This window comes from Leclercia adecarboxylata (assembly GCF_006874705.1).
GTDB lineage: Bacteria > Pseudomonadota > Gammaproteobacteria > Enterobacterales > Enterobacteriaceae > Enterobacter > Enterobacter adecarboxylatus_C.
The window spans coordinates 3,593,524-3,605,556 of sequence record NZ_CP035382.1 but is presented as its reverse complement, the minus strand read 5'-3'; the positions used below and the strand labels follow the sequence as shown (position 1 = coordinate 3,605,556).

The window sequence follows — 12,033 nt, the reverse complement described above, 5'->3', positions numbered from 1 at the left end:
ATGATGCCGCTGCGCATCATAATGCGGATAGCTATGTCTCCCTCAGAAACGCCAATTAACTGGAAGCGGAACCTCATGGTGGCCTGGCTGGGCTGCTTTCTCACCGGGGCCGCCTTTAGCCTGGTCATGCCTTTCCTGCCGCTGTATGTCGAACAGCTGGGCGTCAGCGGCCACAGCGCCCTCAACATGTGGTCGGGGCTGGTCTTCAGCATCACCTTCCTCTTCTCCACCATCGCGTCTCCGTTCTGGGGTGGGCTGGCCGATCGCAAGGGGCGTAAGATTATGCTGCTGCGCTCGGCGCTGGGGATGGCGATTATCATGCTGCTGATGGGGATGGCGCAAAACATCTGGCAATTTCTGATCTTACGCGCCGTGCTGGGACTGCTGGGCGGGTTTGTGCCCAATGCCAACGCGCTTATCGCCACGCAAATTCCTCGCCATAAAAGCGGCTGGGCGTTAGGCACCCTCTCCACCGGTGCGGTGAGCGGCGCTCTGCTCGGCCCGTTGGCCGGCGGGCTTCTGGCGGACAGCTACGGTCTGCGCCCGGTCTTTTTCATCACCGCGGGCGTCCTGTTTGCCTGCTTCCTGCTGACCTTTTTCTGCATTCGCGAAAATTTTACTCCGGTGCCCAAAAAAGAGATGCTGCATGCCCGCCAGGTGTTCGCCTCGCTGAAAAACCCCCGACTGGTAATCAGCCTGTTTGTCACCACCATGATCATTCAGGTAGCGACCGGGTCCATCGCGCCGATCCTGACCCTGTATGTACGCGACCTCGCCGGCCACGTCAGCAATATCGCCTTTATCAGCGGCTTAATCGCCTCGGTGCCCGGCGTGGCCGCGCTGATCAGCGCCCCGCGGCTGGGTAAACTGGGGGATCGCATCGGCCCGGAAAGGATCCTGATTGTCGCCCTGGCGATCTCCGTCCTGCTGCTTATCCCGATGTCCTTCGTGCAATCGCCGTGGCAGCTGGGCGTACTGCGCTTTTTGCTCGGGGCGGCCGATGGTGCCCTGCTGCCTGCGGTCCAGACCCTACTGGTTTATAACTCCACCAATCAGATTGCCGGCCGTATCTTCAGCTATAACCAGTCGTTCCGTGATATCGGCAACGTCACCGGCCCGCTTCTCGGGGCCGGTATCGCGGCCAGCTACGGTTTTCGCGCGGTGTTTATTGTGACCGCTTGCGTGGTGATGTTTAACGTCTTTTACTCCTGGGTAAGTCTGTCGCGCGCCGTTCGCCAGCCGCGGTCTGTCCACGAGCCGGATAGGGTATCTGCGCCAGATTAAGACAACTTCGTGAATGCTTTTACGGCTTTCATACTTGCAATTATGGAGAATCAGCTATTCTTTCCCTGAACACCATGTCAAATCACAGGGAGACGCCGATGACTATGTTTGCCACTCTAGAGGAAGCGATTGATGCCGCGCGCGAGGAGTTCCTCGCTGATAATCCCGGCATTGAGGAAGATGACGCGAATATTGAGCAACTCAATATCCAGAAATATGTCATGCAGGATGGGGACATTATGTGGCAGGCCGAATTTTTTGCCGATGACGGCGAAGACGGCGAATGTCTGCCGGTGCTGAGCGGTGAAGCGGCTCAGGCAGTGTTTGATGGCGATTATGACGAAATTGAGCTCCGTCAGGAGTGGCTGGAAGAGAACACCCTGCATGAATGGGATGAGGGTGAATTCCAGCTTGAGCCGCCGCTGGATACCGAAGAGGGCCAAACCGCAGCGGATGAGTGGGATGAGCGTTAGTTACTCATAGGGCCCATGCTGAGCGTCGATGGGCAGTAGCAGGGTATCGAAAACCAGCGAGAATGGCAGATCCAGCACCGTCAGGTAACGCCACGCGGAGTCGCGAACGTCCCACTGCACGCCCGGATAGTATTGATTGCCGTGTCCCTGCCCCGGGATGGTCCGGCTGATAATACTCCCGCAGCCGCTCAGTAATAACGCCATCGTAATGACGATGAAAAATCGCATTTAATACCTCAAAGATAAAAATACCGGCCCTGGAGCCGGTATTTATTTGCCGGGTGGCGCTACGCTTACCCGGCCTACACGTCATGCAACACTGACGGCTTATTTGGTCTTCAACGCCTGCGGGTTCATCTTCAACGTCTGATAATGGTTCACCCATGAAGAGTATTTCTCCGGGGCGGACCAGACACGATAATGCAGGCGCGACAAGGTGACCGGGTCGCTCAGCAACACCAGACGACGATCGCGGTTCAGCTTCTCCGGGGTCTCGTTCAGCGCCTGCTCAACGTGACGATCGCGGGCGATCTCCAGCACATGGCTGGCACGGTGACGGGCAGTCGCCATGGCGGTGGCCAGCGCGTTGAACGATGGGTTAAACACGGCGTGCATAAAACCATCTTCCAGCGAACGGCTGCGGTTGAGCTCCAGATACCTGTCGGTATCCACCAGCACCTGCGGCGGGGAATACTCTTCCGGGATCAGGAACAGCTTCCAGCGTTTGGTGCGCAGACCCACGGTCGACCGGCTGGAGATCACCGACACGAACGGCGACAGGATCAGCGAGAAGACAATCGGTGCCAGCCAGAACAGGAAGCGCAGATCCAGCCACGCCATCCCTACGGCCCACACCAGGCCAAGCAGCATCTGCGAGCCGTGACGCATAAAGGCTTCACTCCACGGGGTGGAGTCATCGTCACGCTGCGGTGAGTTCCAGACCACTTCCCAGCCGAGGAACGCGCTGACCACGAAGACGGTGTGGAACAGCATACGCACCGGTGCCAGCAGTACCGAGAACAGCACTTCCAGCAGCAGGGAGAGCGTTACGCGGAAGAAACCGCCGTACTCTTTCGAGCCCTTACACCAGATCAGCACGATACTGAGCAGCTTCGGCAGGAACAGCAGCACCATCGTCGAGGCAAAGAGCGCGATCGCCAGCTCAGGACGCCACTGCGGCCACACCGGGAACAGCTGGCGCGGTTGCAGGAAGTACTGCGGCTCGGTCAGGGCGTGCACCACCTGCAGCGCGGTCGACAGGGCCAGGAACATAAACCACAGCGGCGCGGAGAGATAGGACATCACGCCGGTCAGGAACACGGCACGGTGTACCGGGTGCATCCCTTTGACGAGGAACAGGCGGAAGTTCATCAGGTTACCGTGACACCAGCGGCGGTCACGCTTCAGCTCATCCAGCAGGTTCGGCGGCAGCTCTTCATAGGAGCCCGGGAGGTCGTAGGCAATCCACACCCCCCAACCAGCACGACGCATCAGCGCGGCTTCCACGAAGTCATGCGACAGGATCGAGCCCGCAAAGGAACCTTCGCCCGGCAGCGGCGCCAGGGCACAGTGCTCGATGAACGGCTTCACGCGGATGATGGCGTTATGCCCCCAGTAGTGGGATTCACCCAGCTGCCAGAAGTGCAGACCGGCGGTAAAGAGCGGCCCGTACACGCGCGTTGCAAACTGCTGGCAGCGCGCATACAGCGTGTCCATGCCCGACGCTTTTGGCGAAGACTGGATGATCCCGGCGTTGGGGTTGGCTTCCATCAGGCGCACGAGACCCGTCAGGCAGTCACCGGTCATCACCGAGTCCGCATCCAGCACCACCATGTAGCTGTACTGGTTGCCCCAGCGACGGCAGAAGTCATCGATGTTGCCGCTTTTACGCTTCACGCGACGACGGCGACGACGGTAGAAGATCTGCCCTTCGCCCTGCACTTCGGCGATCAGCTCCATCCAGGCTTTCTGTTCCGCCACGCAAATGTCGGGGTTGTAGCTGTCACTCAGGATGTAAACGTCGAAGTGTTCGCCGTTACCGGTAGCTTTCACCGACTCCCAGGTAGCACGCAGGCCGGCGAAGACGCGATCGACGTCTTCGTTACAGATAGGCATGATCAGCGCCGTGCGGTGCTCAGGGTTGATAGGTTCATCCCCCACCGTCGACGCAGAGATGCTGTATTTGTCCCGGCCGATCAACAGCTGCAGGAAGCCCATCAGCGCGGTCCAGAAACCGGCCGATACCCAGCAGAAGAGAATGGCGAACAGCAGCAGGATGCCGCTCTGCAGAATATACGGCAGCAGCTGCATAAACGAGACCAGCAGATCCTGGCCGAACATATCGGCCGGATTGATCAGCGCCCAGCCCTGGTAAGGCAGAATGGTCTTCATATACCAGGTGGCGACGACGGTCTGCGCGATGGTCAGCAGCAGCAGGATGTAGCGGCGAATACTGCCGACGGTGCGCCATTTTTCCTCGCTGGCCTGCTGCTCTTTGGTCAGGCGAGAGAGGTAGCGCGGGGTCACGTCGCGGCCACGCAGGCGATCCCAGAAACGGCCCACCGGGTTGGTGCGCCAGGGATCCGGGAACATTGAGGAGCGCGTCGCTTTCGGCATCGCCTCAAGCTGGGTACGCCCTTCGTCATCGCGAATCAGCTGGCCTTCGGCCAGTGAGTCGGGCCAGGCCTGCTCAAGGCGGCTTTTAACCGAGCCCAGCGGGGTATCATCTTCACGGGTAAACGGATGATGATCGGCATCCAGCGCGGTATGCACCGCGCTGATGTCACCCTTCGGCAGTGCCGCCTTCTCGATATCGGTCAGCGGCATGGCATCGATATACTCAGTTGTCTTATTCATTGGCAGGTAGCTGATAGCTCCAGGTTTCACTCAGCGGCTGGTCAGCGTTCACCAGAGAGGCACGCATCTCAGTCGGTTGTTTCGCGTCTTTCAGTTTCACACGCAGGGTTAAACGCCAGCCTTTAGTGACCGGGTTATAACGCACGTTGTTTTCAACGATTTCACCGTTATCACCGATGCTTGCCTGCGCGGTGACCGGGGTTTCCGGCGCCAGTTTAGCCATCTCCTGACCGGTGAAGTCCACCACGAACGCGATAGTGCCATCCGGCTGACGGATAAGATTCGACTGCTTCACGTCACCGGTTGAACGGCGCGTCTGCAGCACATACGCGTTTTCTGGCGCATGCAGTTTGTCTTCATCGCGGCTCATGGTGATGGAGTAGTTGAAGTTCATCTCTTTCCCGGCTTCCGGAAGCTGATCCGGCGTCCAGTACGCGACGATGTTGTCGTTGGTTTCGTCGTTGGTCGGGATCTCTACCAGCTCAACTTTACCTTTGCCCCACTCGCCTTTCGGGGTGATCCAGGCGCTTGGGCGCAGATCGTAACGATCGTCCAGATCTTCAAAGCGAGAGAACTGACGACCGCGCTGCAGCAGGCCGAACCCCTGTGGGTTTTCCATGCTGAAGCTGCTTACCGCCAGATGTTTCGGGTTGTTCAGCGGACGCCAGATCCACTCGCCGTTCCCGGCAAGAATCGACAGACCGTTAGAGTCATGCAGTTCCGGGCGGAAGTTGGTGGCGGACGACGGCTGGTTAGGCCCGAACAGGAACATACTGGTTAATGGCGCAACGCCCAGCTTGCCGACTTTATCGCGCAGATAGACTTTTGACTGCACGTCAACCACGGTGTCTCGGCCCGGAATAATGACGAAACGATAGGCACCGGTCGCACGCGGAGAATCCAGCAGGGCATAGATAGTCAGGCGTTTGTCGGTCGGTTTTGGACGCTCAATCCAGAACTCGCGAAAACGAGGGAACTCTTCCCCGGAAGGCAGGGCGGTATCGATCGCCAGACCACGCGCAGAGAGGCCGTACACCTGGCCGCCGCCGATCACGCGGAAATAGCTCGCCCCCAGCATGCTGACAATTTCGTCGTTCTTATCTTTACTGTTGATAGGATAAAGCACTTTAAAGCCCGCAAAGCCCAGATCTTTCACGGTGTCTTTATCGTGTTGCACATTGCCGAAATTAAAATAATCCGGGCTGTACTTGATCTTACGTACCGCATTGGCTGTCACTTCATTAATAGTAACAGGCGTGTCGAAGTACATCCCCTGATGATAAAACTCAAGCTTGAATGGGGTCTTAATCTTATTCCAGTACGCTTTATCGTGATTAAACTGGATCTGCTGATAGTCCGCATATTTCATGTCGCGGAAAACGGAGGGCAAGTTACTTTTTGGCGCTTCGTACCCTTTACCCGCCATCGATTTTGCCTGTTTTGCGACGTCGTCGATGGTAAAGGCCAGGGCCGATGAGGTATACAGAGACAACAAGACGGCTGCCCCTAACCAACGCATTTTCATCATATGTGGTGTATGTTTCATAATAAGTAAGCACTTCCCCCTTTGTGTGCTTATATCGATCCGATCCATTTTAATGGAAAATCAGGCATTCCGACAACATAATCACCGCTTTGTTCAGCGTGCTGGCTCATGGATTAAGCAAATGAAAGTAACCCGTTTTCACTTTGCGTGCTTATCCTGGAGACAGTATGTCGGACTTCGTGTAGGGTTGGCCCCGAATGTAACCACTATTGGTCTTAGGGATAAGGCGATAAGTCTGAGAATGCGCAACGTCATATGAGTACCGTACCCGCACAACGCGAATATTTCCTTGATTCTATTCGGGCCTGGCTCATGCTGCTGGGGATCCCATTTCACATCTCATTGATCTATTCGAGCCACGTCTGGCACGTCAATAGCGCCGAGTCCTCGTGGTGGCTGACGCTATTCAACGATTTTATCCATTCCTTCCGGATGCAGGTCTTTTTCGTTATTTCGGGCTATTTTTCCTACATGCTTTTTCTGCGCTACCCGCTTAAACGGTGGTGGAAAGTGCGCGTCGAGCGCGTCGGCATCCCGATGCTCACCGCTATTCCCCTGCTCACGCTGCCGCAATTTATTATGCTGCAGTACGTAAAAGGCAAAGCGGATACCTGGCACAACCTGTCGCTGTACGAAAAATACAACACCCTCGCCTGGGAACTGATCTCGCACCTGTGGTTCCTGCTGGTGCTGGTGGTGATGACCACGGTCTGCCTGTGGCTGTTCAGCCGCATGCGCCGCCATCTCAGTACCCGGACGGAGACGTTTTTTGCCAACATCAGCTGGGGCAAACTGTCGATTCTGTTTTTACTGCTGGGCATTGCCTATGCTGCGCTGCGCCGCACGCTGTTAATGGTTTACTCGCCGATCCTCAGCGACGGTCTGTTTAATTTTGTGGTGATGCAGACGCTCTTCTATCTTCCTTTCTTTATGATTGGCGCGCTGGCATTTGTGCATCCCAAACTGAAAGCCCTGTTCACTACCCCATCGCGCGGCTGCACCCTCGGGGCGGCGCTGGCGTTTGTCGCCTATCTGCTGAATCAGCGTTATGGCAGCGGTGATGCGTGGATGTATGAAACCGAAAGCGTGATCACCATGCTGCTGGGGCTGTGGATGGTAAATGTGGTCTTTGCCCTGGGGCACCGCCTGCTGAACTTTAAATCCGCGCGCGTGACCTATTTTGTCAACGCCTCGCTGTTTATCTATCTGGTGCATCACCCGTTGACGCTGTTCTTTGGCGCTTATATCACGCCGCATATCAGCTCAAATCTGCTGGGCTTTATCTGCGGGCTGGTGTTCGTGGTCGGTATTGCGATTGCGCTGTATGAAATTCATCTGCGTATTCCGCTGCTGCGCTTCTTATTTTCCGGTAAACCGGCCAGCAAACCCAATAACACCCCGCAGGCCACCAGCTAAATGTTGTGCGCCGGTCACTGAACCGGCGCCGCTTTACAGCAGCCACTCTACGGGTAGCCAGTAGGCCAGCCGCACCAGCATCCGCTGCCAGAAACGGGTTTTGGGTTCCTTTGTGTGCACAATTTCCTCTCCATCCTTGCGCTCAATCCAGTTCAGTCGTCCCAGACTGTCCAGCTTTATCTGCCAGGCCTCATGGCGTTGACTGCGGACAAAACGGGTATGGATCAGTCTCGCCAGCACCTCGCTTTCAATGACAAAGCCCATCTCGGTATTAAGCATGGTTGACCGGGGATCAAAATTAAGCGAACCAATAAACACTTTCTCACCGTCGATACTGAACGTCTTGGCATGCAGGCTGGAACCGGAGTTCCCGGTAATACCGCGGTCGTGCACCACCGGTACGCCATCCTGGGTCGGCTTAAGTTCGTACAGTTCAATGCCGTGGCGCAACAGCTTCTTGCGCCAGCGGGCATAGCCTGCATGCACCACGGCGACATCGTTAGCCGCCAGGGAATTGGTCATAATGGCGACTTTTACCCCTTTACGTACCATCTGCAGCAGCAGGGCTACCCCCGCCCGGGTCGGAACAAAATAGGCGGAGATAATCGCAATTTGCTCCACCGGCGAGCCCATGACGTCCAGCAAACGCTGCGGCAGCAGCGAATGGCGTTTTGCCCTGCCCTGCCCTTTACGCGGATCGTCACTGAGCAACCGGGTTTTCGCCCAGATCAGCGGCAAATTACCGGCCTCGAGGCGGGTAATAAACTCGCTGGACTGGAGTTTATCCAGATAGCGGCGGGTGATATCGTCCCGATACCACTCTTCAGGCGGGTGAATTTTATCTTCGATCTCGGTCTCCGACAGCTCCAGCACCTGCTGGAGCGTGGAAACCGAGGCGCAGTTCCAGTAGCGTTCAAAATCATCGGCCACGTCCTGAACTACCGGACCTGTTGCCATCACATCCAGATCGGAGAATAAAGGCTCCTCGCCCGCGCCAAAATAGGCATCCCCGATATTTCTGCCACCAACAATAGTGACCTCCCCGTCCACGGTAAAACTCTTGTTATGCATTCGCCGGTTGAGTCGGGCGAAGTCCGTGAGGTAACCAAGGGCGCGCAGGGTGCGAAATGAGAAAGGGTTAAACAGACGAACGGAGAAATTAGGATGTGCGTCCAGCAGGCGCAGGATAGCGTCCAGCCCCTGCGTATTGTTGTCATCCAGCAGCAGACGCACCCGCACGCCGCGCATGGCGGCGGAGAGCAACACGGAAAACAACAGTCTTCCGGACATGTCATCTTCCCAGATGTAATACTGCACATCGAGGGTCTTTTCCGCCATCTCCGCCAGCCGGTAGCGGCAGGCGAAGGCGTCAAGACTGTTATCAAGAGGGAGAAGACCACAAAGGCCAGGATGAGCAGAGCTAACCGGCGCAATAGCGCGCCCAAGTCGCGTGTTATGCGTCGGTTTCCTGACCTCGTTGGGTAAGCAGTCGCTTGTATAGCCGGGCATTTTCTTCATCATAGCAGACAAAGTATACCCGCTCCGGCAGAGGCTTGCGGGTGAGATAATCCGAAACCGTATTAACGGCGATTTCTGCCGCTGCGGCACGCGGATAACCGTACACGCCGGTGCTGATTGCCGGGAATGCGAGGGTGCGATAGCCGTTGGCTGCCGCCAGGTTCAGGCTGTTGCGATAAGCCTCTTCCAGGATCCGGGCTTCATGACGATCGCCTCCATGCCAGACGGGGCCAACGGTGTGGATCACCGCTTTGGCTGGCAGGTCGCCTGCCAGAGTAATGACCGCCTGGCCCGGCGCGCATTCGCCCTGCTGCTGACGTACCACCTTGCAGGCCTCCAGCAGTGCGGGCCCGGCCGCCCGGTGAATGGCGCCATCCACGCCGCCACCGCCCATCAACGAGGGATTGGCGGCATTGACCACCACATCGACATGCAGGGTGGTGATATCACCGAGAAAAACTTCAATACGCGAGTTCATAATCAACCTCTGCTGACGCTTTTTTCTTAAGTGTATCGCAGAGGATGGGGTGTGTAAGCCCTGCAATCAGAAAACCGCCCCGCCTTAGCGGTAATCCACCTGAACAATAGCCAACGATTTTTCAGGGTTAATGTACTTCATACTGATGGTCGCGCGATCCGTTACAGCAGCCCCATATAAGGCATCTGAATAGCTCACCTGTTGGGTATGCATTTTTGTATTCTGCGGACAGGTCACCGAAATGGTGTGCGACGCCGGGGAGATCACGCAGGGATCTTCGACAACCTGTCCGGTGAAATGGATGACTGTCGCGGCATAAGCCGGGGTGAACGTCACCGCCATCACGAGCGCGGCGGAAAGTTTGATACGGGACGAGATCATCGGTGCGATCCTTAATGAAAATCGTCCTTGATGATAATAAGACAGGCCCCGGGCTGGGCTGTCGACTGGCATCGACGATGCCAGCAACATCAGAATAACCACACACAAACATTTACGCTACATTAATCAATCCATTGATTTCATGAATATTTTACCCATTATGCTTTTGACGGCGGCCACTGCTGCGACAGGTGCAGTGATTTGCCATCCGACACCGTAACAATGACATTCACTTTGTCGTTGGGTCCCGAGTTAACGGTCATTCGGGAAAGATTGACCGTTTTATTAGCCGGTAATGAGACGGTATTTTGCTGCCGCGAGGTACTCTGCCCACCGGGTCCGCTGCGCGAGGTGAGGATCTGCACCTGGCATAAACAGGGTTCGGTCACCGTTACCTGAGGAATAATGGTCAACATTTCGCCTTCAGTGGCCGTCTGAAAGGTAATCTGGCTGGTGAGCGCAGCAAGCAGTAAAAGTGTATTCATGATCTTCTCCCAAAAAAAAACAGGGCCTCAGCCCTGTTTTTTCGTCGTACGGACGTCAGCGTTAGTACTGGCCAGCTGTAACGGTGTTGCCGAAGCCAACCTGAGTGATGTTAGCGGTAGCACCGTTAGAGGTCTGATTCAGACTCACTTCGTTACGACCACCAGACTGACGAACGTTAGCGGTGAGGTCACGACCACTCCACTGGCTGATGGTCGCTTCGTTACCCTGGCCACGCTGGTTCAGGTCGATTTCGCTGTTATCAGCGCCCTGTGACAGGTCAGCATCGTTACCGAAACCGTTCTGAGTTACGGTGATTTCAGACCCACGAGCGTCGCTCTGCAAAGCGTCTACGTTGTTACGACCACCGTACTGATAAACAGTCAGGGTTTCTGGGCTAACGTTATTTCCACCATTGTTGCCGCCGCCATGATTATTGCCCCATTGTGGAATGGAGCCAGCCATAGCACTGCCAGAAACCACGATTGCTGCAATTACTGCCACTTTTAAAAGTTTCATTGTAAAGCCCCCATCGGATTGATTAATTCATCACTCAATAGCTAGCGTTGGATTACGCGAATCGCCATTTGTGACTGTCTCTGCACTACAACTGCCGTTTTTTGCGTACCGTACTGCGTAATATTCGCTCTGTTACCAGAACCTTTCTGAATAATCATTGCGGTATTACCATATGCACCTTGATTAATACTCGCACTGTTCGAGTTCCCTTTTTGATCAACGTAGGCAAGGTTATAACTGCCTGATTGTTCAATGTTCGCCCGATTATTTCCGCCTTCCTGGGAAACGACAGATAACAATTTCGTGCCCTGCTGGAGAACAGTTGCGTTATTATTAACGCCCTGCTGTCCAATAATAGCGGCCTGGTTATAGGATGATTTACTCAATTCATTAACCGCAAAATTGTATTCTGAAGCTGCCAAATCAGGGGTAGCGAAAACAAATCCAGGTGCACCCAGTAATGTAAACATCAATAACAACTTGTTCTTCATGTTATCACCCTGGACCTGGTGGTAAAATAACTTGCGTTAACAAGGTGAAATATTTTGTTAACCCGGCGTTACGATGAAGAGTATGTCTGCCGAAACAATTTTAATATCTCACCCGCCAGTTGTATTTTTATTTCCATCGTCACCCCAAAGTATTAAAAAAAATTAAACACCCCGGTGATACAGCGGTTTAACAGGCCTTTTAAAAAGCCCATATACAGATTTCGGAAATGGATAGCGGTGAAAATGCTGATTTGCCGTTTCGCCTGCCTTGCAGGGGAGTTTGACGATATATCCATGAATGCGTGACAAACTCCGTGATTTCTTAAGACGTTTACACATTGTAAAAATAGGCTTAGCGTTTTGACCAAGCTCATACCTTACCCTTAACGGCGCCTTAAATATATATTTCTTAATAATCAACAAGATAATATAATTTGTATGATTTTTAAAATGTGTGCATCAATATGTTTGTGTACAACTTTTTGATGAAGTCTCATCAATTCATGAACTCAAATTTTACAAGTTAATATTGATTTTTACATCTTGTTACACGTTTAACACTTGCTTTAAAAATCGTAATAGCTAGAT

Annotated in this window: 12 protein-coding genes; 3 read left to right on the top strand and 9 right to left on the bottom strand. The window is 54.6% G+C overall.

The window, feature by feature from the left end:
- Positions 1-33 precede the first annotated feature (33 nt).
- A complete protein-coding gene (gene mdtG, locus ES815_RS18100) occupies positions 34-1,284 on the top strand; it encodes a multidrug efflux MFS transporter MdtG (protein ID WP_142489044.1) in 1,251 nt (416 codons plus the stop codon).
- Between the two features lie 98 nt (positions 1,285-1,382).
- Positions 1,383-1,757: a MysB family protein gene (locus ES815_RS18095; protein WP_039032335.1), complete on the top strand. Its 375-nt coding sequence runs from the start codon at positions 1,383-1,385 to the stop codon at positions 1,755-1,757.
- Here ES815_RS18095 and ES815_RS18090 read toward each other — a convergent pair whose 3' ends face one another.
- The 3 genes from ES815_RS18090 to mdoG form a co-directional block, all read right to left on the bottom strand.
- Positions 1,758-1,985 (bottom strand): YceK/YidQ family lipoprotein, encoded by a 228-nt coding sequence (locus tag ES815_RS18090; protein WP_114387444.1) that lies wholly within the window; start codon positions 1,983-1,985, stop codon positions 1,758-1,760.
- A gap of 99 nt (positions 1,986-2,084) precedes the next feature.
- Positions 2,085-4,613 (bottom strand): glucans biosynthesis glucosyltransferase MdoH, encoded by a 2,529-nt coding sequence (mdoH, locus tag ES815_RS18085; protein ID WP_142489043.1) that lies wholly within the window; start codon positions 4,611-4,613, stop codon positions 2,085-2,087.
- Complete coding sequence (gene mdoG, locus ES815_RS18080) at positions 4,606-6,141, bottom strand: glucans biosynthesis protein MdoG (RefSeq protein ID WP_142489042.1); 1,536 nt, start codon at positions 6,139-6,141, stop codon at positions 4,606-4,608. Before mdoG ends, mdoH begins: the two co-directional genes overlap by 8 nt.
- 273 nt (positions 6,142-6,414) lie before the next feature.
- Here mdoG and mdoC point away from each other — a divergent pair, with 273 nt between their 5' ends.
- Complete coding sequence (mdoC, locus tag ES815_RS18075) at positions 6,415-7,575, top strand: glucans biosynthesis protein MdoC (RefSeq protein ID WP_142489041.1); 1,161 nt, start codon at positions 6,415-6,417, stop codon at positions 7,573-7,575.
- 33 nt (positions 7,576-7,608) lie between these two features.
- Here the strand turns inward: mdoC and ES815_RS18070 are convergent, their stop codons facing one another.
- The 6 genes from ES815_RS18070 to csgB all read right to left on the bottom strand — a co-directional run bounded on the left by ES815_RS18070 (position 7,609) and on the right by csgB (position 11,445).
- Positions 7,609-9,093 carry a phospholipase D family protein gene (locus ES815_RS18070; protein WP_185902421.1) on the bottom strand — a complete coding sequence of 495 codons (1,485 nt, stop codon included), beginning with the start codon at positions 9,091-9,093 and terminating at the stop codon, positions 7,609-7,611.
- On the bottom strand, positions 9,029-9,571 hold the full coding sequence (gene ymdB / locus ES815_RS18065) for an O-acetyl-ADP-ribose deacetylase (protein WP_142489039.1): 543 nt from the start codon (positions 9,569-9,571) through the stop codon (positions 9,029-9,031). Before ymdB ends, ES815_RS18070 begins: the two co-directional genes overlap by 65 nt.
- An 84-nt stretch (positions 9,572-9,655) precedes the next feature.
- Positions 9,656-10,042, bottom strand: a complete 387-nt coding sequence (locus ES815_RS18060; protein WP_231312671.1) for a type 1 fimbrial protein — start codon at positions 10,040-10,042, stop codon at positions 9,656-9,658.
- A gap of 68 nt (positions 10,043-10,110) precedes the next feature.
- Positions 10,111-10,437, bottom strand: coding sequence for a curli assembly chaperone CsgC (gene csgC / locus ES815_RS18055; RefSeq protein ID WP_142489038.1), 327 nt, complete (start codon positions 10,435-10,437; stop codon positions 10,111-10,113).
- A 61-nt stretch (positions 10,438-10,498) separates the two neighbouring features.
- Positions 10,499-10,954: a curli major subunit CsgA gene (gene csgA / locus ES815_RS18050; RefSeq protein ID WP_142489037.1), complete on the bottom strand. Its 456-nt coding sequence runs from the start codon at positions 10,952-10,954 to the stop codon at positions 10,499-10,501.
- A 41-nt stretch (positions 10,955-10,995) separates the two neighbouring features.
- Positions 10,996-11,445 (bottom strand): curli minor subunit CsgB, encoded by a 450-nt coding sequence (csgB, locus tag ES815_RS18045; protein ID WP_142489036.1) that lies wholly within the window; start codon positions 11,443-11,445, stop codon positions 10,996-10,998.
- Between the last annotated feature and the right edge of the window lie 588 nt (positions 11,446-12,033).